The sequence below is a fragment of the Noviherbaspirillum sp. genome (assembly GCF_036846085.1).
GTDB lineage: Bacteria > Pseudomonadota > Gammaproteobacteria > Burkholderiales > Burkholderiaceae_D > Noviherbaspirillum.
Window position 1 is genome coordinate 1 of record NZ_DAIUCO010000091.1, and the last position, 17,970, is coordinate 17,970.

At 54.5% G+C, this 17,970-nt stretch carries 28 protein-coding genes and 3 pseudogenes; 7 read left to right on the forward strand and 24 right to left on the reverse strand.

What is annotated here, in order from left to right; all coding sequences use genetic code 11:
• Window positions 1–477, forward strand: a pseudogene (locus V7080_RS12325) (TniQ family protein); the annotation flags it as partial.
• Between the two features lie 60 nt (window positions 478–537).
• The gene (locus V7080_RS12330) at window positions 538–1,152 is read left to right on the forward strand and encodes a recombinase family protein (RefSeq protein ID WP_010981357.1); all 615 of its coding nucleotides are present in this window, start codon (window positions 538–540) and stop codon (window positions 1,150–1,152) included.
• Window positions 1,153–1,190: 38 nt separating this feature from the next.
• Here V7080_RS12330 and V7080_RS12335 read toward each other — a convergent pair whose 3' ends face one another.
• From V7080_RS12335 to merT, 7 genes are all read right to left on the reverse strand, one after another.
• Window positions 1,191–1,394, reverse strand: coding sequence for a DUF3330 domain-containing protein (locus tag V7080_RS12335; protein WP_005413391.1), 204 nt, complete (start codon window positions 1,392–1,394; stop codon window positions 1,191–1,193).
• Window positions 1,395–1,526: 132 nt separating this feature from the next.
• A complete protein-coding gene (merE, locus tag V7080_RS12340) occupies window positions 1,527–1,763 on the reverse strand; it encodes a broad-spectrum mercury transporter MerE (protein ID WP_005413392.1) in 237 nt (78 codons plus the stop codon).
• Window positions 1,760–2,125 (reverse strand): mercury resistance co-regulator MerD, encoded by a 366-nt coding sequence (gene merD / locus V7080_RS12345; RefSeq protein WP_005798827.1) that lies wholly within the window; start codon window positions 2,123–2,125, stop codon window positions 1,760–1,762. The genes merE and merD overlap by 4 nt, the downstream gene beginning before the upstream one ends.
• A gap of 17 nt (window positions 2,126–2,142) precedes the next feature.
• A complete protein-coding gene (gene merA / locus V7080_RS12350) occupies window positions 2,143–3,828 on the reverse strand; it encodes a mercury(II) reductase (protein ID WP_005798829.1) in 1,686 nt (561 codons plus the stop codon).
• 38 nt (window positions 3,829–3,866) lie between these two features.
• Window positions 3,867–4,292, reverse strand: a complete 426-nt coding sequence (gene merC / locus V7080_RS12355) for an organomercurial transporter MerC (RefSeq protein WP_000522996.1) — start codon at window positions 4,290–4,292, stop codon at window positions 3,867–3,869.
• A 27-nt stretch (window positions 4,293–4,319) separates the two neighbouring features.
• Window positions 4,320–4,595, reverse strand: coding sequence for a mercury resistance system periplasmic binding protein MerP (gene merP, locus V7080_RS12360; RefSeq protein ID WP_334188693.1), 276 nt, complete (start codon window positions 4,593–4,595; stop codon window positions 4,320–4,322).
• 13 nt (window positions 4,596–4,608) lie between these two features.
• Entirely contained in the window at window positions 4,609–4,959 is a 351-nt protein-coding gene (gene merT, locus V7080_RS12365) for a mercuric ion transporter MerT (protein WP_005798838.1), read from the reverse strand.
• Window positions 4,960–5,030: 71 nt separating this feature from the next.
• Here merT and merR point away from each other — a divergent pair, with 71 nt between their 5' ends.
• Window positions 5,031–5,465, forward strand: a complete 435-nt coding sequence (merR, locus tag V7080_RS12370; protein ID WP_005798840.1) for an Hg(II)-responsive transcriptional regulator — start codon at window positions 5,031–5,033, stop codon at window positions 5,463–5,465.
• Between the two features lie 276 nt (window positions 5,466–5,741).
• Here the strand turns inward: merR and V7080_RS12375 are convergent, their stop codons facing one another.
• From V7080_RS12375 to V7080_RS12395, 5 genes are all read right to left on the reverse strand, one after another.
• Window positions 5,742–5,954, reverse strand: coding sequence for a ribbon-helix-helix protein, CopG family (locus V7080_RS12375; RefSeq protein ID WP_334188694.1), 213 nt, complete (start codon window positions 5,952–5,954; stop codon window positions 5,742–5,744).
• A gap of 159 nt (window positions 5,955–6,113) precedes the next feature.
• On the reverse strand, window positions 6,114–6,356 hold the full coding sequence (locus V7080_RS12380; RefSeq protein ID WP_334188695.1) for a hypothetical protein: 243 nt from the start codon (window positions 6,354–6,356) through the stop codon (window positions 6,114–6,116).
• A gap of 105 nt (window positions 6,357–6,461) precedes the next feature.
• Window positions 6,462–6,635 (reverse strand): hypothetical protein, encoded by a 174-nt coding sequence (locus tag V7080_RS12385; RefSeq protein ID WP_334188696.1) that lies wholly within the window; start codon window positions 6,633–6,635, stop codon window positions 6,462–6,464.
• A complete protein-coding gene (locus V7080_RS12390; RefSeq protein WP_334188697.1) occupies window positions 6,632–6,934 on the reverse strand; it encodes a hypothetical protein in 303 nt (100 codons plus the stop codon). The genes V7080_RS12385 and V7080_RS12390 overlap by 4 nt, the downstream gene beginning before the upstream one ends.
• A gap of 265 nt (window positions 6,935–7,199) precedes the next feature.
• A complete protein-coding gene (locus V7080_RS12395; protein ID WP_334188698.1) occupies window positions 7,200–7,562 on the reverse strand; it encodes a hypothetical protein in 363 nt (120 codons plus the stop codon).
• Between the two features lie 74 nt (window positions 7,563–7,636).
• Between V7080_RS12395 and V7080_RS12400 the strand changes: the two genes are divergently transcribed.
• The gene (locus tag V7080_RS12400; protein ID WP_334188699.1) at window positions 7,637–7,981 is read left to right on the forward strand and encodes a hypothetical protein; all 345 of its coding nucleotides are present in this window, start codon (window positions 7,637–7,639) and stop codon (window positions 7,979–7,981) included.
• Complete coding sequence (locus tag V7080_RS12405; protein WP_334188700.1) at window positions 7,978–8,343, forward strand: hypothetical protein; 366 nt, start codon at window positions 7,978–7,980, stop codon at window positions 8,341–8,343. Before V7080_RS12400 ends, V7080_RS12405 begins: the two co-directional genes overlap by 4 nt.
• Before the next feature lie 98 nt (window positions 8,344–8,441).
• Here the strand turns inward: V7080_RS12405 and V7080_RS12410 are convergent, their stop codons facing one another.
• From V7080_RS12410 to V7080_RS25405, 7 genes are read right to left on the reverse strand one after another with little or no spacing between them, the layout of a single operon-like run.
• Entirely contained in the window at window positions 8,442–8,636 is a 195-nt protein-coding gene (locus V7080_RS12410) for an MbcA/ParS/Xre antitoxin family protein (protein WP_334188701.1), read from the reverse strand.
• Window positions 8,629–8,907 (reverse strand): hypothetical protein, encoded by a 279-nt coding sequence (locus V7080_RS12415; protein WP_334188702.1) that lies wholly within the window; start codon window positions 8,905–8,907, stop codon window positions 8,629–8,631. Before V7080_RS12415 ends, V7080_RS12410 begins: the two co-directional genes overlap by 8 nt.
• A 7-nt stretch (window positions 8,908–8,914) precedes the next feature.
• Entirely contained in the window at window positions 8,915–9,190 is a 276-nt protein-coding gene (locus V7080_RS12420; protein WP_334188703.1) for a hypothetical protein, read from the reverse strand.
• A 42-nt stretch (window positions 9,191–9,232) separates the two neighbouring features.
• Window positions 9,233–9,760 (reverse strand): HAD domain-containing protein, encoded by a 528-nt coding sequence (locus V7080_RS12425; protein ID WP_334188704.1) that lies wholly within the window; start codon window positions 9,758–9,760, stop codon window positions 9,233–9,235.
• The gene (locus V7080_RS12430) at window positions 9,753–10,520 is read right to left on the reverse strand and encodes a UPF0175 family protein (protein WP_334188705.1); all 768 of its coding nucleotides are present in this window, start codon (window positions 10,518–10,520) and stop codon (window positions 9,753–9,755) included. Before V7080_RS12430 ends, V7080_RS12425 begins: the two co-directional genes overlap by 8 nt.
• Window positions 10,510–10,974, reverse strand: coding sequence for a DUF29 domain-containing protein (locus tag V7080_RS12435; RefSeq protein ID WP_334188706.1), 465 nt, complete (start codon window positions 10,972–10,974; stop codon window positions 10,510–10,512). The genes V7080_RS12430 and V7080_RS12435 overlap by 11 nt, the downstream gene beginning before the upstream one ends.
• Window positions 10,975–10,988: 14 nt before the next feature.
• A complete protein-coding gene (locus tag V7080_RS25405; RefSeq protein ID WP_442947222.1) occupies window positions 10,989–11,225 on the reverse strand; it encodes a hypothetical protein in 237 nt (78 codons plus the stop codon).
• A 111-nt stretch (window positions 11,226–11,336) separates the two neighbouring features.
• On the opposite strand from V7080_RS25405, the gene V7080_RS25410 reads away from it, so the two are divergent.
• A complete protein-coding gene (locus tag V7080_RS25410) occupies window positions 11,337–11,441 on the forward strand; it encodes a hypothetical protein (protein WP_442947223.1) in 105 nt (34 codons plus the stop codon).
• Window positions 11,442–11,517: 76 nt separating this feature from the next.
• On the opposite strand, the gene V7080_RS12445 is transcribed toward V7080_RS25410, so the two are convergent.
• From V7080_RS12445 to V7080_RS12455, 3 genes are all read right to left on the reverse strand, one after another.
• Entirely contained in the window at window positions 11,518–11,955 is a 438-nt protein-coding gene (locus V7080_RS12445; RefSeq protein ID WP_334188708.1) for a hypothetical protein, read from the reverse strand.
• A gap of 259 nt (window positions 11,956–12,214) precedes the next feature.
• A complete protein-coding gene (locus V7080_RS12450; RefSeq protein WP_334188709.1) occupies window positions 12,215–13,363 on the reverse strand; it encodes an AAA family ATPase in 1,149 nt (382 codons plus the stop codon).
• A gap of 232 nt (window positions 13,364–13,595) precedes the next feature.
• On the reverse strand, window positions 13,596–14,021 hold the full coding sequence (locus V7080_RS12455; RefSeq protein WP_334188710.1) for a hypothetical protein: 426 nt from the start codon (window positions 14,019–14,021) through the stop codon (window positions 13,596–13,598).
• Window positions 14,022–14,300: 279 nt separating this feature from the next.
• Here V7080_RS12455 and V7080_RS12460 point away from each other — a divergent pair.
• Window positions 14,301–15,079, forward strand: a pseudogene (locus V7080_RS12460) (integrase core domain-containing protein); the annotation flags it as partial.
• A gap of 317 nt (window positions 15,080–15,396) precedes the next feature.
• On the opposite strand, the gene ahpF reads toward V7080_RS12460, so the two are convergent.
• Window positions 15,397–16,986 carry an alkyl hydroperoxide reductase subunit F gene (ahpF, locus tag V7080_RS12465; RefSeq protein ID WP_334188711.1) on the reverse strand — a complete coding sequence of 530 codons (1,590 nt, stop codon included), beginning with the start codon at window positions 16,984–16,986 and terminating at the stop codon, window positions 15,397–15,399.
• 169 nt (window positions 16,987–17,155) lie between these two features.
• Window positions 17,156–17,970: pseudogene (locus V7080_RS12470) on the reverse strand (FAD-dependent oxidoreductase); the annotation flags it as partial.

Sequence of the window (17,970 nt, forward strand, 5' to 3'; positions counted from 1 at the left end):
ATCTGGGAATGCTGCGGGCATCCGCTGCGTGCTGGGCAAAGTCTGTGGCGACCGTATGAAACTCTGAACCCGGCAGTACGGTTGCAGATGCTGGAGGCGGCGGCAACGGCAATCAGCTTGATTGAGGTGAGGGATATAAGCCCGCCAGGCGAGCACGCAAAGCTATTCTGGTCCGAGCCCCAAACCGGGTTCACCAGTGGCCTGCCGGCGAAAGCGCCGAAGCCCGAACCCGTCGATCACTGGCAGCGTGCAATCCAGGCCATTGATGAGGCCATCATTGAAGCACGACACAACCCCGAGACGGCACGCTCGCTGTTCGCGTTGGCTTCCTATGGTCGGCGCGACCCCGCTTCCTTGGAACAGTTGCGCGCCACCTTCGCGAAGGAAGGCATCCCCCCGGAATTTCTGTCACATTATGAGCCTAGCCTACCCTTTGCATGCCTTAGACAGAATGACGGGTTAAGTGACAAATTTTGACGTGCAGAGCTTCCCGATGCAAACTGTCACATAATCGAACGTATATGTGACAGGTACAAGATGCTGATTGGCTACATGCGAGTATCGAAGGCGGATGGCTCCCAGGCGACGGACTTGCAGCGCGATGCGCTGGTCGCGGCCGGTGTTGATCCGGCGCATCTCTATGAAGACCAAGCGTCCGGAAAACGCGAGGATCGTCCCGGTCTGGCGAGCTGTCTGAAGGCACTACGGCCAGGCGACACGTTGGTCGTTTGGAAACTGGATCGGCTCGGGCGCGACCTGCGCCATCTGATCAATACCGTCCATGACCTGACCGGACGCGGCATCGGCCTCAAGGTGCTGACCGGGCACGGCGCGGCCATTGACACCACGACCGCCGCCGGCAAGCTGGTCTTCGGTATCTTCGCCGCGCTGGCCGAGTTCGAGCGCGAGTTGATCGCCGAGCGCACCGTGGCGGGCCTGGCCTCAGCACGGGCACGCGGCCGGAAAGGCGGCCGGCCGTTCAAGATGACCGCCGCCAAGCTGCGGCTGGCGATGGCGGCAATGGGGCAGTCAGAGACCAAGGTCGGCGACCTGTGCCAGGAACTTGGCATCACGCGGCAGACCCTGTATCGGCATATTTCACCCAAGGGCGAGCTACGTCCAGATGGCGAGAAGCTACTCAGCCGAATTTGATGCCGACATGAGGCGACGTAGCGAAAGCGTGGTTTGTCTCAATTTGACGGCGGCGAACCGCAAGCGTTCGGTTCGCCGCTCGTTTCGGTCGCAGTGCTGGCCCGCGCCTGGAAACGTTGATAACACTCCAGCCCGCAGAAGTGCTCGACGTACTCCGCGCCTTCCGGTGTGAAGGCGGCATCGAGCGGAATTTCCTTGCAGCACACGCAGCAACTGGTGGCGGTCGGATCATTTGCATTCATGGTGGCACCCCTCCATTGACTGACGAAGACGGCGAATGCCGCCGCCGGCATCGGCTTTGCGAACAGAAAGCCTTGCCCGCGCTCGAACGCTTGGGCCCTCCGCCGTAGTCCATCCATCCGGCCGGGAAGCGCTCATGATCTTTCCCTGAATGCCCGCAACGCCCGCGCCAGTGACAGAAGAAACAGGCCGGTCAAACCGAGCGCCGTGATGACCCAATACTCGACAAGGAATGCACCGGCGGTTGTGCCGGCCAGCACGGCAGCGAGGATGGACAGGTGGCAGGGGCAAGTCAGCACGGCCAGCGTGCCCCACAGGTAGCCGGTGAACGGTTTGTGCGTCTCGGCCGGCATGCGCTCGGGGCTGTTCATGGCAAACTCTCCGCATGCTGTGCCGGCGCGGTCGGCATGGCGGCCAACTGCACTTCCAGATTGGCCAACGCTTCGCGCCGGCGTTCGACGAACTGACGCAGCACAGCAAGCTGCGCGGCAGTTTCATCGCAGTTCGCCGCATCCAGCGCCCGGCACAGCCGCGCCAATGCGCCGAGGCCGATGCCCGCCTCGAAGGCGGCCCGCACGAAGCACAGTCGCTGCAAGGCGGCGTCATCGAACAGGCCGTAGCCACCCGTGGTGCAGGCGACTGGCCGCAGCAATCCACGCAGCAGGTAATCGCGCACGATATGCACACTCACCCCGGCATCAAAGGCCAACCGGGACACCGTGTAGGCGTTCATCGAACACCTCCTTTTCCTCATCCGGCACAACACGAAAGCTGCTTCACGTCCTTGCTGAAGGTCTGCGCCGCGAGCTTCAACCCCTCGACCATCGTCAGGTAGGGGAACAACTGGTCGGCCAGTTCCTGCACCGTCATGCGGTTGCGAATGGCGAGAACAGCCGTCTGGATCAATTCGCCGGCTTCCGGGGCGACGACCTGCACGCCGATGAGCCGTCCGCTACCTTCCTCGATGACCAGCTTGATAAAGCCGCGTGTGTCGAAGTTGGCAAGCGCACGCGGCACGTTGTCGAGCGTGAGCGTGCGACTGTCGGTTTCGATCCCGTCGTGATGCGCTTCCGCTTCGCTGTAGCCCACGGTTGCTACTTGCGGATCGGTGAACACCACGGCCGGCATCGCGGTTAGATTGATGGCAGCATCCCCTCCGGTCATGTTGATCGCGGCACGGGTGCCGGCCGCTGCCGCCACATAGACGAATTGTGGCTGGTCCGTGCAGTCGCCGGCCGCGTAAATGTGTGGCGTGCTGGTGCGCATGCCCTTGTCGATGACGATGGCACCCTGCGCATTGACGGTGACTCCCGCCGCGTCGAGTGCCAGGCTGCGCGTGTTCGGTGTCCGTCCGGTAGCGACCAGCAGCTTGTCGGCACGTACTTCACCGTGTCCCGTGGTCAGCACGAATTCGCCGTTCACATGCGCGACCTGGCTGGCTTGCGTGTGTTCCAGTACCTTGATCCCTTCGGCACGGAAGGCCGCTGTGACGGCCTCGCCGATGGACGGGTCGTCGCGGAAGAACAGCGTGTTGCGAGCTAGGATCGTGACCTGGCTGCCCAGCCGGGCGAAGGCTTGCGCCAGTTCCAGCGCGACCACCGACGAGCCGATCACGGCTAGGCGTTCGGGAAGGGTGTCGCTGACCAGGGCCTCGGTCGAAGTCCAGTAGGGTGACTCTTTCAGGCCCGGAATCGGCGGCACGGCCGGGCTGGCACCCGTGGCGACTAAGCAGCGGTCGAAAGCTACCACGCGCTCGCCACCATCGTTTAAACGGACGACCAGGCTCTGCTCATCCTTGAAACGCGCCTCACCATGTACAACGGTGATGGCCGGGTTGCCGTCCAGAATGCCTTCGTACTTGGCATGGCGCAGTTCTTCGACGCGCGCCTGCTGCTGGGCCAGTAGTTTGCTGCGGTCAATCGCAGGCACAGTCGCCGCGATACCGCCGTCGAACGGACTTTCCCGACGTAAATGGGCGATGTGGGCGGCGCGAATCATGATCTTGGACGGCACACAGCCGACGTTGACGCAGGTGCCGCCGATGGTGCCGCGCTCGATCAGCGAGACGTGCGCGCCTTGCTCGACGGCCTTCAGTGCTGCCGCCATTGCCGCGCCACCGCTACCAATGACGACGACCTGCAACGGGCGTTCGTTGCCACTGGGCTTATCAGCGGCCCCTATCCAGCCGCGCATCTTGTCGAGCAGGCCGGCGCGGTTGTCCGTCGGTGGCGCATCGGCAAGCGTTGCCTCGTAGCCCAGTCCGGCCACGGCGGTAGTCAGCGCATCCGATGACGTGCCCGCCTCAATGGCGAGTTGCGCTGTGCCCTTCGGATAGGACACCAGCGCCGATTGCACGCCGGGCACTTTCTCCAAGGCTTCCTTGACGTGAGCCGCGCACGAGTCGCAGGTCATCCCGGTGATTTTCAGGGTGGTCATGTATTTTTCCTTTTCTGTGGTGGCTACGGCTGTTGCCGTCAGCCACGTTGTTCTGGCAATTCACAGCTGTCCGGCCCGCAGCGGCGATGTGCTGGCGAGATGAAATCCCAGACCGACACCCCAACCATCAAGGCCAGGCCGACATAGAGCAGTCCACCGCTCTGCCAGCCGTAAGCCCGCATTAAAAACACCGCTGCCAGCACCAAGATCGGGCCTATCGTGCCGAGCGCCGTGCGTCGCCACTGTCGATGATTGAGCCAAGCGATAGCATTGGCGAGTAACGCGATGCCGGCGAACATCGGCAGCAGGATGCCAATGAATAGCCCCTCGTACTGGCTCAAGAAGCCCAGTCCGATGGCCGCGCCAAAGCTGGCGATGGCAGGAAAACAGGCGGCGCAGCCCATCGCGGAAACGACGCTGCCGAGCGCGCCGGTTTTGCCAGCGATGCGCGTGATGAGTCCCATGTGTCGCTCCCGAGTTCGGTTAACGGATCAGCGTTTGAGGCTGGACGGATAGCCCGCGTCCTCGGTCGCCTTGGTCAACTTCTGGACGTTGGTCTTGGTGTCGTCGAAGGTGACGATGGCCTCGCGCTTGTCGAAGCTCACGTCGGTCTTGCTTACACCCTCGACTTTCGAAATGGCTTTTTTGACCGTGATCGGACAGGCAGCGCAGGTCATGCCAGGCACGGACAGCGTGACCGTTTGGGTGGCGGCCCACACGGGGGCAACGACGGCGACGAGAGCGAGGGAGGCAAACAGTTTTTTCATGGTGAACACCTGATTAGTAGAAAAATGGCATGACGTAGGGAAAACCAAGCGCGACCAAGACCAACACGGCGACGAACCAGAAAATGAGCTTGTAGGTGGTGCGCACTTGCGGAATCGCGCACACCTCGCCCGGCTTGCAGGCTGCGGTCGGTCGGACGATGCGCCGCCAGGCAAAGAACAGTGCAACCAGCGCCGCGCCGATGAAGATCGGCCGATACGGCTCCAATACCGTCAGGTTGCCGATCCAAGCGCCGCTGAACCCCAAGGTGACCAGAACCAGCGGCCCCAGGCAGCAGGCCGAGGCGAGGATGGCAGCCAGCCCGCCGGCGAAGAGCGCCCCGCGCCCGTTTTGTGGTTCAGACATGCGCGTGTCCTTTCGAATTTAAATTGGATAGCGTAACCTTACTTCCGTAGTCATGTACGGAGTCAAGCAATATGGAAAACAATTTGGAAAATCTGACCATCGGCGTTTTCGCCAAGGCGGCCGGGGTCAACGTAGAGACCATCCGGTTCTATCAGCGCAAGGGCTTGTTGCCGGAGCCGGACAAGCCTTACGGCAGCATCCGCCGCTATGGCGAGGCGGATGTAACGCGGGTGCGGTTCGTGAAATCAGCCCAGCGGCTGGGCTTCAGTCTGGATGAAATAGCCGAACTGCTGCGGCTGGAGGATGGCACCCATTGCGAGGAAGCCAGTAGTCTGGCCGAGCACAAGCTCAAGGACGTGCGCGAAAAAATGACTGACTTGGCGCGTATGGAGTCGGTGCTTTCCGAACTTGTGTGTGCCTGCCACCTGCGGCAGGGGAATGTTTCTTGCCCGCTGATTGCTTCACTGCAAGGGAAGAAAGAACCGCGCAGTACCGACGCGGTGTAGCCAAGGGAACTACGCCTAAGCGTGCTTTATTTTCCGTTTTCTGAGGTGACGTCAACCGTCAGAAAAAACCGTGCGGCCGACTTTTGATAATTCGTGCTATCGCCTTCTGAAAATGACATCAATGATGATCTGTGTAGTAGTGCCTGGGTGGGGGATCGACCTTTGCAACTGATCGGCGCGCAAGACCAGCGCGCGCAGGCGCGTGATCTCCCATAGCAAATGGAATGGCGGAGGGAAACTGGCGGCAGCACTGGGGTTCGATCCCGTTCAGCGCCTTCACCATTCTGATCGCATCTGTTCTTGATAATCCAATCCGTCAACTTGACGATTCTTCCAAAGCCCGAATGCATCTACTGCATTTACTTTGTTTTTTTCAATATAGGCTGCAATAGCTTGCCGAATTGCCTCAGACTGAGACAAACTTTTTGTCTCACAAATCGCGGTCAATTCATCGAATTGCCGATCAGGAATATCTATCAAAGTTCGCATTCAAACCGCCATTCTGGCTTCGACCAAGAGTGTCTCAGAAAGTGAAACATTAATAGCTTTCTTTGGTGCCCTTCGATTGAGTATCGATTGTGACGCTTACATCTCCTAGATTGTGCTCGTGATTAGTGTAGCGCTATGCGCATAATACCCGCGCGTCAATCAGAGAATTTTGCGCTCTTCCTCGATGCACGGCTCGCCTTTTAATTCCGAGCGCAAGGCGTCGATGATGATCTGCGTAGTGGTGCCTGGGTTTGGGATTGATCTTTGCAGCTGGTCGGCACGCAGGACGATTGCCCGCAGGCGCTTGATTTCCCAAAGTAAAGCTAGCACGTCGTCGCAGTCCTTGTTGCGTTCCTGGATCTCGACCAGTTTTTCGCGCGTCAGAGGCGGTTTGAATGCCATATTCAGTCCAACGCCAAAGCAGTTATAGGAACAATACACTGACCGGCAAATTTTCCTATAACCGATATACAGGAACGGTTTTGCGGAACGAGCACGGCCTCTGACTCAATCGCCGGTCTGTTGATCGAATTCGGCAAAGAAGTCCTGGGCTTCCGTGAAATTGCCTGCCTGGTACTCTTTTCGACCGAGATCTATCAGGCGAAGGAGCGCCAATTGCTCTTGCAGTCTTTCGCGCTCGCTTGTTGGTGCGTTACCCATTGGGGAATCGTTCGAAGTCATTGTTCACTCTTGTCTGTTGAGGCGCAAGGCCTGGTGGCGACTTGCATAGACCATTCGATTTCACGGGCACGGTCGAATGCATTCTTCTCTTCCAAGGTCCGGAAGTGCCTGACAGTCGGCAGCCCCTTGTCGATGCCCGCGTATAACAGGTCGGCCTGTTGCTGCAGTCTGCCCCAGTTTTCCTCAAGCCACCGATAGCGCTCGTCGCCGGTCATTGCTTGCACGCGCAACGCCTCCAGCACTTCCCGCTCTGCCTGGTAGTCAGAGAGCTCGCTGGCGGTTCTGAAAATTTGCGACATGATCTTCCAAGTTAGGCATTGCCTAAGATTCGCTGGTTTTTGGCGGCGATGCTGGATAAGACAGATCGATGGGTTGTGAAAGTCCATTCACACGAGGTGCTTCGAAATCGACCTCTGGCACATCATGTTGCGCTAAGGAATCTGCGAGTGTCTTTGTACCGCCGCTCCGCCTCTGGTTCCAAGAGGGTGTGTCCTTGTTGCTGGCATTATCCATTTTGCATCCCTATCAGTTCATATTTCAGGCTAATACGATACGCAAAAGCAGTTAATTTTCCGCTCTGCGCTTGCGCAGGCCCCATCTGATGCTGATCTGCTCAGTTGCAGACGGAGCGATGTCGCAGTCGCGCCAGTCAGGCATGAAGAGCGATTCGTTCTCGACGTTTTTGCAGTACAAGAAATCGACGACTTGCTCGATGGTGTTGCTGACGCACGTTTCCCCATCCGACGTGCCGGCCAGCAGGCATCCATTTGGCAGAAGAATCACGCGGGCCGCTAGTCCAGTTACCCTAATCTCTGGAAATGTCGTTACCACGTGCATGAGAGAATCCGTTGAACGCGAAGTACCGAGCGCTTCCCGTTGTATCTTCTGCATGGTTTCGTCAGTGCAACTTTTCTGGTTGTCGTCCATGAAGGCAGACCAATTTGACTTCCATTAAGATTATGAGATCCGAGTTAGCATATCTATTCGAACTGGAGAGATTTATGGACACGGGAAACACGAGAGATCCGCAGCGCTACGTTCTTCGTGATGAGCCCAGGCCATTCCGGGAGAAGCACCGATCGCTGGTCTGGTCCAATCCCGACGCATCAGACGAGATTTACATCCGCAAAGCACTACTGAAGGGCTACTTTACCATCTTGTTTGATGCGTTCGTGGAATATGGTCTGGAGCGTTTGGAACAAGAGTGGCAGGTACTCCTTACCGAGAATGATCCGTCTTACGAAGGCGTCATACCTCGAACAACAGAATTGTTGCAGCATATGAGAACTGGTTACGAGCAAGCGCTCGCCCAGCACCAAGAACGTACGCGAGACCTCCCAGAATGAACGCAGATCAGAACGAAATGCAACGCCTTCAAACGCTGAAGGCATTTTCAGCTGGCCAAATTTCAGATTACGAAACGATGCACGCGTTGGACATTGACAGCGTCGAAGACCTGTTCCTCCTGATGTCTAAGCATGAGTTGCCAATGCCGCGCCTGGCCCCTGCCGAAACTGCCGACATGCTGCGACAGCTGAATGAACTGGGTGTTTTCCCGTTTACGGATGGCGAGTCGGTGTCTAACGATCACGTGCAGAACCTTCGGCATGATGAAGGTATCAGAGTGCTGATATGGGAAGTGGCGGCAGCACCGGGATTTGAACCCGCTAGGACAGGTATGTTCTGTCGCTTCGGCTGTGACCCCTAAGCAAACATCGGGTTGATCAGGCCCGATACCTCGCGCCCCCGCGCGTTCATGCTGTCAACACCAGCATATAACAGGCAACTACCAGCCGCAATAAGCCCCTAGGTAAATGTCCCATATTCCATTCGTTTTAAGAGCATCCAAACCAATTCTGCGCCGTCATCCGTTTGCATCAAATCAATTGGCTTTTGCTGGTTCAAAGCCATGGCTGGCGCGTGAAGCCATGCTTCAGCATCAGCGGGATTGCCAAGCACGAGCGTTGCCAGCTCCCTTATCCTTTGTTCTGATTCAGCCATTTTCGTCATAGTCATTTTTGGTGTGGTCTGGATGCAATGACCGGTAGACTTCCCGCCATTTTTCAGGTGGTGCAATCGGATAGATAATCGCCCCATAGGGAAGATCAGAAGCCGTTGCGCGCGTAAAAGTTGAGCTGGAAGCGCCACACCGGGAGCAATGGTTCGTCGACGATCCGATATGCGTGCTGTAAGCCCAGCCACAACCACATTTCATAAACAAATTTTCTTCAGCCTGGCGCTCAAGCCGTTGGCGGCGGTCCTCTATATCCATTTTCCCCTCAATGTCCATCAAACGGTGATTCGGCTTTCAGGGAATCCGGGTCCAATCGCTGAAGTACCCCTTCAGGAAACTCAGATACGAGCATGACCAGTTCTTCAAGGGCTTGGAGGGCAGCTATCTCGTCATCGGCGAGGCCTTCGATGCCGAAGTTGACATTCAGGTACTTGTACTTTTGATTGCATCGCAAAGGAACGCCGAACTTGGCTGCAATGACTTTCATCGCGTCCTTGTATCTTTTCCAGTCTTCACGATCTTCAAGAGTGGTATGTGTCATCTGTTGTCCATGCTAAACGTATATTACTGTCATTCGTTCCGATCACCTTTGTGCCAATACACGACGGACTAATTCGACATGCTTTTTGCCAAGGCCTTTGCCGACTTCGCACAGGATCACCCGGCCAACGGAATCGAGCTTCGAACCTGCCAGTCCGGTTCCTGACAGTGCGTCGTCGAGCACGACAAACTGCTCGTTTTGGTAATGTGAGGCCATCCATTTTTCAATCGTTTCACAGCGTGTCTGTCCACGATTTTGTGGCGCTTCCCAGGCGTCGTGCAAAGCGTTCGCCACGCCTGACAAGCCGGTGACATGAAACAGCGCTTCGAAGCCATCGCGCCCCATGAACTTGAGCCAGCTCGACGTAATCACGATCTTGGGATGATGCTCGGACATTATTTCCTTCAGTGCGTCCGTGCTCGGGCCATGCCAGAGCTTTTCCCACAGATCGGTCGGGCGGCGGGCGGCGGGTTGGGACACGTGGTAGCCGCCGTATGGCTGGTTCAAGCAAATAACATCATCAATGTCGACGAACAATAACGCGGTCTTGTCTCTGCCAATATCAGCCATTCGCCACCCAGTTCGCTTCTTCCCGTGCGGCCGCGACCACCTTGTCAGGTTCGTCGGTGAGAACATCCTGCGGCCGGCGTCCATCGAGATAGCTGTTTGCTGCATCGAACCAGAAAGCGGTTTGCCACGGATCGTCGAACGCCAGGGTATCGAGCACGTCTTTTAGCGCCGGCAGCGGCCGCAGCGGATCTTTGGCCAGGCCGTAGAGCGGGAAATGCTCAGTGCCGCCGATGTCGATGGCGAAGATCAGGCCGGCATGCTGCCACGCTGCCAATTGTTCGCGAGCTGCTTTTTCGTCGAGGCAGTCGAGCTGCGCAATCTGTTTTGCTGTTATCCAGTCTTGGCTGGACGTGATGCGTTGCATCGCGCGGTTTCGCATGCGGCCTTCCATTTCCCTGAACTTGTCGTCCAGCTCCCAAGTCCGAAATTCCTGAAGCGCCAAGCCCTCCCTGTCGATGAGCGTTGCGTACTCGGCGAGGAACTCAGCATGCTTCGTGTTCCATTCCTCTTTCGGGGCTGCTTCAATTTCGCTTCTCATCGTATCGAACCGCTTGAGTTCCGCGCGATTGTGCATGTCGGATTCCAGAAATTCGAGTTCTTCATCCAATTCTGAGGAGTCGTAATTGATGATTGAAATTGTCAGCTCGCCCAGCCGCTTCATGAATTCTTCACGGCTCATGCCGGCGATCTTCGCTGCCCGCCCGATGCTGACGGCAGACTCGCGGTATAGCCTGATCGCTGTTTCGACATCATTCTTCATTTAACACCTCAAGACCGTCTATGTACCAGCCACCAAACACATCCCGCGCACTAACTGTGATCTGTTTAAGCATTTCATCGCCGGCGTAACCGAGCCTCTGCAATTCATCTGCGGCCTGCCGTTCAGCATATTCGCGTTCTTCCTTGCACATTTCCAGCAGGCGCGGTTTCAGACTCGGACTTGATTCGATCCACGTAAGGAGAGTGGACTGGTGTTCCGAGATTCGACTATCCCAGCACCAGCGCTGCCTGGCCTCGGGCATTAACGCCTTCAGCAATCGGTATTTGATGATCGAACAGATGGCGTCCTCGATTGTGCGAACTTCAGCACGTGCAAGAGACTGGATTTCCTCGACCAAATTATCAAGATCCAGCTCGCTGAAACGACGCTCGCACAGCAGCTGCGCTTGCTGCTGCAGCCACCGGTAAAAATCGTCATCGTAGAGGTTGGTCATATGGCTGATCCGGATCAGGCTTGCGGAGTCGCGACGACAGCCATAATCAGCGCTTCAGACAAGCGCAAAATTTCCCGGCATTGCCATTCGCTTACTTCCGGGTGACCATCGAGCCACATCGAGAAGCCGTCATCATCACGCATCGCGAGAAACATGAGCATCTCTCTCACTGGCGTGGTCGTTCCTTTAAAATTTCCCTGGCGGTCGACTACATTGGCCACCTCAGCCTGAAAAGCATCGATGGCTTTCATTGAATCACAGTAACGAAAGAACAACATGAATGATTGCATCCTGGCGCGCGCCAGCCAAGTCAAGTTTTTGGTAGCGAAGAAGCGGCTTTTGAGTGGCTCCAACGCCCCGCGATGGTGCTGAACCAACAGCGCCCAGTCGACGTGCTGGCGCAGCCAGACGGCGATATCCTGATCACCGACTTGCTCACGCGCATCGAGCACGGCGTCTATACCTGAAGCTTTTACAACGGATTACAACGCGCCGTTGTAATTACAAAGAGTTGCAGTAACTGCCGAACGATGTTCGATTTGCCTATTGGCTGGATGACTGATGTCCGTTGATCTCCTGATCAACGTCTTTCACGCCTTGAGACACCTTCAGATATAGCTCTGTTCCTATGCGCTCTTTGTGGCGTTCGAGCCATTCCAAAGCCTGCGCTATTGAATCCTTGACGGCTTGCAGCGTCTTGCCCCGCTGATCCTCGGTAGCGTTAAAAAAGTCGTCCTTTTTTACCTCGACTCCAGACAGTACCAAATCGGGATCCTTTATATTTTCCTTGTGGAGCTCTTCAAGACGGTAAGCGCGTTGCGCACGTGCCGACATCAATTCCAATTCCTCCAGCAATACAGCGCGCTCAGCGTAGGTTAGACGCCCGAAATTGGCGTTCAAGTGGTCAACCTTTTCCCGGACTAGGGCATTCAACTGAGTGCCCGTCAGCCCCCTGAGCGGGTCGTTCTCCAATATGTTCAATATTATTTCCTTTCATTTTATTCAAAGCGGCCTGATCATCTTTAAGCCTTGATTAATGGCGAAGTCAGCTAATCTTTGATCAGTGCATTTAATTGTGCAAAAGACGGTTCGCTAAGTAGACCATTTGCTGAATTCCTCGTAGTTGCTCTTGCTTTTGTTGTTTGTAACCAAAGTGCCGTCAGTCGGCCTGTTACTTAACCAGAGAATCTATCACGATCAAGTTTGTGCATGTACAGCCCATGAGGTCACTACTGATCGGTCAACAAAACCCTACTTTTTGCCGATCGGACTTGTTAGAAACAAGGGGAATATCTCCTGCCTCAATACGATGCGCTCCGCGCAACAAGCTACGACTTATTGCCTCCCGCAAGAGCTGACGAATGACACGAGGTGAATGAGCGGAAAGAACGTCGACTGCCTTTTTTGTAAGTTTGATTGATAACACTACTGGCGGCAGTTCTTTGCGAAGCCGATAGAATATTTGTAGCACGATGCGCCTGACTTCTTTGTCGCTTGGCGGCGGAATATCGAACCGCTTTACCCTGCTTAAAATTGGTGCCGGCAGCGATTCTGCATGGTTAGAAGTGGCGATCCAAAGCACGTGGCTGGCATCCAAGGCAAGCCAAGGATACGAAAGATCACAATACGTACGGGCGGTGTCAGGTTCGAATAGTGAATAAACGGACGAAAGAGGGTCGTATTCTGAGCCACCGGTTGCCTTGTCCAGCTCATCAAGGAAAAAGACGGGATTTGCGTTATCTTTTTCTATCAGCCACGAAAAAAGTTCACTCGGCTTTGTATTACTCCAAAATTCGGAACTTCCAGATAATTGACTATTTGACTGCGCGTTTTCCATGCGTAGGCAAACGAAGCCGACTCCCAACGCTTTTGCAAACGATTCTGCAAAATATGTCTTTCCTACTCCCGGTGGACCGTTCAGCAATAGTGGGTCAAGGCGTGGCACGCCATCGCCATACGACGAGAGCGTAAACATCGCCCGTAGATAGGAAATGACCTCTCCAAAATTGGGAAACATTACAGTCATCTGATCCAGCATTCCATGCCATCCATCTGGAATTGCGCCAAGTTTTCTGTATTCCCCTCGACTGCGCAATTCTTTGATCAACGATTTGGTGCGATCACGGCTGTCGGAATCCCTGTAAAGGTTACATAGCCTTTTTGAGAATGCATCTACTGACGCACCATCGAATAGTTTATGCACCGGCCCGGCATGATCGTGCAATGGATTTTGCCATTCCTTCAAAGCCGGTTCGGTCTGATGAGTGTTTGTTTCTGAATCTTTATCGGATGCTGATTCGTCGGAACGCGAACACTCTTCAGCATATTTCAAAGCTTCGGTTCTTTCCTTCAATGCTTCCAGATGCTTCTTTAATGTGGCTTCAGGCATGGCTATCCTGTTGTGCCATACCCACCCCGGATCTAACGTTTCATACAATGGCATAACTGAGAATTTCCATAGACCGCGTTGGGGATTGTATTGCCAGCGCGTTTGCCGCTAACTGCGAAATGTTCGTCAAATAGTTTAGTGGGCGAAATTGTCAGTAAATATGTCACCCGCTTTAATGCGGATACGCGCATTAAATGTCAGTGTCAAACATCCTTCGCAACTGAAAAATACTCTATGGCCAAACCTGCACCTGCTTACTAATGTCGCCTTCAATTTCACTTGGCATTGTGTAGCTTGATCCGTCATCACAGTGCATGGCATAAAAATGGCATCCCCTGGTGTCATAGCCCTCACAGATCTTTAATAATTTTTTTAACGCGTATGACTGGTTTTTGCGAAAAGGCGTCTGGATGCTTACCTGGACATCTCTTGTATCGGGTCTCTTCAAAAGAAATAAAAGCTGATCAATGTGATCTGTAATGAGATGCGACCATCTGCCGGCAGGTGCATCGTCGCTGACGACCTTTGCGTCAAAATGAAAGCGGTACTTTCCTTTGACCTCGACAAACCAGAAATAACGTGTGCCAGTTGAGCCAAATACTCCCTCATTGATTTCATTGAGCAATTGGTTTTCCCAGGAGTCATGAATCATAAGCACTTTATTTCTCCCTTAAAAATATATTGATGGCTGGATACTGTCGAAATATTTGCAACGCAACCTACAGATTTCAACTTCTGTTGGCCACTGGACAAAATTAAAGACCGCTATGCCCCCTTGGAAATGACCACTAGGAATATCGTCTTAAAATTTGGTATTAACGATAGTTAATATGCTAGCATGGTTTTCGATCTGTTACAAAGAATCTTCCAATAGCGCGCACGCGATAGATAGCCTTGTCGGAATTTAAAAAAGTCGATTCGGAAAACGGACAGTGGATCAAGCACGGTCTTGGACTGCCAAAGTAGGGCCCGACTTAACAATGACCGATTGCAAAGCCGCGTGGTATAACTGACCCCGAACGCCGCCGCTTTAGGTATCGTCGCTTTCATGCGCTGCTGCTATGCGAAGGCGTTGAGACAAAACACAAGCGGATATCTCGCCTTTTTCAGGACACAGGTCTGGCAGTAAAGCGCCAGCGCAAGCGTCATGGTATAGCGATCAAACGAGAGCAGCTGGCACTACTGAGCCGGCTTAATGAGGTGTGGTCGATGGATTTTGTCAGCGATGCGCTGTCCATTGGCCAAAGGATTAAACTATTGACTATTGTGGATGACTTCACAAAGGAATCGATCGACTTGGTGGCCAAGAATGGCATTTCCGGCCACTACGTCGTTCGCGTGCTGAAGCGAGCAGCGCAGTTCCGGGGCACGTTGTCAGGCATCCGAATGGATCAGAGGCCGAGGTTCACTGGCAAGGCAATGGATCAGTGGGTGTATCGGAACGGCGTGCAGCTTAGGTTCATTGAGTCAGGCAAGCCAACGCAAAACGCTTATATTGAGAGCTTTAATGGTCGCTCCAGGGACGAATGCCTGAACGATCACTGGTTTACTAGCTTCGCGGATGTGCGTATTCGAGTGGCCGCATGGCGGCGTGATCGGCGTGATTGCAATGAGCATTAGACGCATAGCGCTTTGAACTATCGGACACCGGCAGAGTTAGACTCAAGCTGCAGAGCAAACCGCCCGTCAAGGGCCAGTGAGCAGGAAAGCACCTGATCTTTAACTGGACGTTACTAGAACACCCTTAGCACTACGCATGGGGCTCATCAAAGGACTCCAGTGTTGGAATGAGCGGGAGTCCGCTGGGGTCATTTGGATCCTCAAATGTAAGCTTGAAAATGATGGCATGTCCGGACTCCAGATATCCCAACTGCGCAGATGCGATAAACTTTTCAGTTGTCTGCAGGGGACTTTACGATCAGCCAAGCCGAGAGCAATAGGAGTTGGCGCTATAAAAAACGAAGTTGATTCTAATGTCACTAAGCGGTTGTTGGAAAAAGGCCCTGCTAAGTAAGGGCAGAGCCTCTTAGATGTTACGCTGCCTTCGCTGTCACTTCTTCTGGTGCCGTGGTGCGAATCAAATAATCGAACGCAGATAAAGCAGTCTTGGCACCATCTCCTGCGGCAATGACGATCTGTTTGAACGGCGTCGTTGTAGCATCGCCGGCAGCATAAACTCCGGGAATGCTCGTGCGTCCATGGTCGTCAATCACGATCTCTCCGTAAGGAGACAGGTTCAGGGTTCCCTTCAGCCATTCGGTATTTGGAACAAGACCAATTTGAACAAACACGCCTTCGAGTGATACTTGGCGTTCTTCACCGGTAATTCTGTCTTTGAATCGTATGCCGTTAACCTTACTTCCGTCTCCAGTGATCTCAGTTGTCTGCGCGCTGGTGTGGATCGTTACATTCCGCAAACTCTTTAGCTTCGAGACGAGTACAGCGTCAGCCTTGAGTTGATCAGCATATTCTATAAGCGTGACATGTTCTACGATACCTGCAAGGTCAATAGCAGCCTCGACGCCAGAGTTGCCGCCGCCGATTACCGCCGTGCGCTTGCCCTTGTACAAAGGGCCATCGCAGTGCGGGCAATAATTTACGCCGAAATTACGATATTCCTGTTCACCAGGCACGTTTACGTTCCTCCAGCGAGCACCAGTGGAAATAATTACAGTACGGGACTTTAGCGAGCCCCCATTTGCAAATCGCACCTCGACGAAACCACCTGCATGTTGAGGTGGAATAATTTGGGTTGCTTGCTGCTGCGTTAGGATATCAACTTCATATTGTCGAACCTGGGCCTCAAGTGCGGCAGCGAATTTCGGGCCATCGGTTTCAATAACGGAAATGTAGTTTTCGATCCCCATAGTGTCATTGACTTGTCCTCCCATCCGTTCAGTCGCAATTCCCGTTCGGATACCCTTGCGCGCGGCATAGACTGCTGCTGCCGCACCTGCTGGTCCGCCACCCACAATAAGTACGTCATAGGGATCCTTTGTATTGAGTTTCGCAGCATCCCGTGCACCACTGTTGGTATCGAGCTTAGCGACAATCTCTTCGATTGTCATGCGCCCAGATCCGAATACGTTTCCGTTTAAGAAAACCATCGGAACCGCCATCACTTTGCGCGCCTCAACTTCTGTCTGAAATGCTCCGCCTTCTATAACAGTTGTTTTTACACGCGGATTGAGGACTGCCATTAGGCTTAGCGCTTGAACGACGTCTGGACAATTGTGGCATGTCAGCGACATATAGACTTCAAATTCGTAGTCTCCGTCTAGGCCCTTGATGTTGTTGATCACCTCTTGCTCTACCTTGGGGGGATGGCCACCAGTCCAAAGCAGCGCCAGCACAAGTGAGGTAAATTCATGCCCGAGCGGCAGACCAGCGAATCGCAATTGATTATTACCACCGATGGGATTGATCGTGAATGATGGTTTGCGCAAGTCGTTGCCATCAAGGCGGAGAGTTATTTTATCTGTGCGCAGACTTTGGATCGTTTGAAGCAAATCGCGCATCTGCTGAGAGGTATCACTTTCATCAAGCGAAGCCACGAGTTCGAAAGGCTGTTGTACTCGTTCGAGGTAGCCAGCCAACTGATTTTTTATTGTGATATCCAACATGATTAATGCTCCGTATAGTTGTGACGAGGTGGGCTTCCCAGGTTCTGCAAACAAACTAGTTAATCTAACTGGTAGTATTAACTAGTTTGTTTCTCTGGTTTTTACGTGTTTTCTCAGAGACAACTCACTCACTCACTGCGTCAACTGGTAAGAAAAATAGTAGGTATTAGGGACAGTAGGCGACACCGCGATTGCGGTACTGCTCTTCGCCCGGCACGTTCATCTGCCGCCAGCGCGCGCCGGTGGCCAGCACCACGGTCTTCGCCTTCAGGCTCGCGCCGCTCGCCAGCTTGACTTCGATGACGTCGCCCGGTACCAGCGCGGTGGCGCGCTGCAGGTTCATGATGTCGACATCGTATTCCTTCACATGCTGTTCCAGCGCGGCAACCAGTTTCGGTCCCTCGGTCTCCTTGACGGAGATGAAGTTCTCGATGCCCATGGTATCCAGCACCTGGCCGCCGAAACGCTCCGCCACCACGCCGGTGCGGATGCCCTTGCGGGCGGAATAAATTGCCGCCGATGCGCCTGCAGGGCCACCGCCGACGACCAGCATGTCGAAAACATCTTTCTTTGCGATCTTCGCGGCATCGCGCTGCGCCGCGCCGGTATCGAGCTTGGCAATGATTTCTTCCAGGCCCATGCGGCCCTGGCCGAAATTCTGGCCGTTCAGGAAAATCGTCGGCACCGACATGATCTGGCGCTCGTTGACTTCATCCTGGAACAACGCGCCGTCGATCATGACATGGCGCACGTTCGGATTGATCACGGCCATCAGGTTCAATGCCTGCACCACGTCCGGGCAGTTCTGGCAGGAGAGCGAAATATAAGTCTCGAAATGGAATTCGCCGTCGAGGTTGCGGATCTGTTCGAGCACATCGGCTTCCGCCTTCGGCGGATGGCCGCCGGCTTGCAGCAGTGCCAGCACCAGCGAGGTGAATTCATGGCCCATCGGGATCCCGGCGAAACGGATGCCCATGTTGCTGC

Bases quoted from the DNA above. Each gene is read 5' to 3' on its own strand.
- V7080_RS12330 (WP_010981357.1), top strand. From the start codon at position 538: ATGCTGATTGGCTACATGCGAGTATCGAAGGCGGATGGCTCCCAGGCG.
- V7080_RS12335 (WP_005413391.1), bottom strand. From the start codon at position 1,394: ATGAATGCAAATGATCCGACCGCCACCAGTTGCTGCGTGTGCTGCAAG.
- merE (WP_005413392.1), bottom strand. From the start codon at position 1,763: ATGAACAGCCCCGAGCGCATGCCGGCCGAGACGCACAAACCGTTCACC.
- merD (WP_005798827.1), bottom strand. From the start codon at position 2,125: ATGAACGCCTACACGGTGTCCCGGTTGGCCTTTGATGCCGGGGTGAGT.
- merA (WP_005798829.1), bottom strand. From the start codon at position 3,828: ATGACCACCCTGAAAATCACCGGGATGACCTGCGACTCGTGCGCGGCT.
- merC (WP_000522996.1), bottom strand. From the start codon at position 4,292: ATGGGACTCATCACGCGCATCGCTGGCAAAACCGGCGCGCTCGGCAGC.
- merP (WP_334188693.1), bottom strand. From the start codon at position 4,595: ATGAAAAAACTGTTTGCCTCCCTCGCTCTCGTCGCCGTCGTTGCCCCC.
- merT (WP_005798838.1), bottom strand. From the start codon at position 4,959: ATGTCTGAACCACAAAACGGGCGCGGGGCGCTCTTCGCCGGCGGGCTG.
- merR (WP_005798840.1), top strand. From the start codon at position 5,031: ATGGAAAACAATTTGGAAAATCTGACCATCGGCGTTTTCGCCAAGGCG.
- V7080_RS12375 (WP_334188694.1), bottom strand. From the start codon at position 5,954: ATGCGAACTTTGATAGATATTCCTGATCGGCAATTCGATGAATTGACC.
- V7080_RS12380 (WP_334188695.1), bottom strand. From the start codon at position 6,356: ATGGCATTCAAACCGCCTCTGACGCGCGAAAAACTGGTCGAGATCCAG.
- V7080_RS12385 (WP_334188696.1), bottom strand. From the start codon at position 6,635: ATGACTTCGAACGATTCCCCAATGGGTAACGCACCAACAAGCGAGCGC.
- V7080_RS12390 (WP_334188697.1), bottom strand. From the start codon at position 6,934: ATGTCGCAAATTTTCAGAACCGCCAGCGAGCTCTCTGACTACCAGGCA.
- V7080_RS12395 (WP_334188698.1), bottom strand. From the start codon at position 7,562: ATGGACGACAACCAGAAAAGTTGCACTGACGAAACCATGCAGAAGATA.
- V7080_RS12400 (WP_334188699.1), top strand. From the start codon at position 7,637: ATGGACACGGGAAACACGAGAGATCCGCAGCGCTACGTTCTTCGTGAT.
- V7080_RS12405 (WP_334188700.1), top strand. From the start codon at position 7,978: ATGAACGCAGATCAGAACGAAATGCAACGCCTTCAAACGCTGAAGGCA.
- V7080_RS12410 (WP_334188701.1), bottom strand. From the start codon at position 8,636: ATGGCTGAATCAGAACAAAGGATAAGGGAGCTGGCAACGCTCGTGCTT.
- V7080_RS12415 (WP_334188702.1), bottom strand. From the start codon at position 8,907: ATGGATATAGAGGACCGCCGCCAACGGCTTGAGCGCCAGGCTGAAGAA.
- V7080_RS12420 (WP_334188703.1), bottom strand. From the start codon at position 9,190: ATGACACATACCACTCTTGAAGATCGTGAAGACTGGAAAAGATACAAG.
- V7080_RS12425 (WP_334188704.1), bottom strand. From the start codon at position 9,760: ATGGCTGATATTGGCAGAGACAAGACCGCGTTATTGTTCGTCGACATT.
- V7080_RS12430 (WP_334188705.1), bottom strand. From the start codon at position 10,520: ATGAAGAATGATGTCGAAACAGCGATCAGGCTATACCGCGAGTCTGCC.
- V7080_RS12435 (WP_334188706.1), bottom strand. From the start codon at position 10,974: ATGACCAACCTCTACGATGACGATTTTTACCGGTGGCTGCAGCAGCAA.
- V7080_RS25405 (WP_442947222.1), bottom strand. From the start codon at position 11,225: ATGAAAGCCATCGATGCTTTTCAGGCTGAGGTGGCCAATGTAGTCGAC.
- V7080_RS25410 (WP_442947223.1), top strand. From the start codon at position 11,337: ATGGTGCTGAACCAACAGCGCCCAGTCGACGTGCTGGCGCAGCCAGAC.
- V7080_RS12450 (WP_334188709.1), bottom strand. From the start codon at position 13,363: ATGCCTGAAGCCACATTAAAGAAGCATCTGGAAGCATTGAAGGAAAGA.
- ahpF (WP_334188711.1), bottom strand. From the start codon at position 16,986: ATGTTGGATATCACAATAAAAAATCAGTTGGCTGGCTACCTCGAACGA.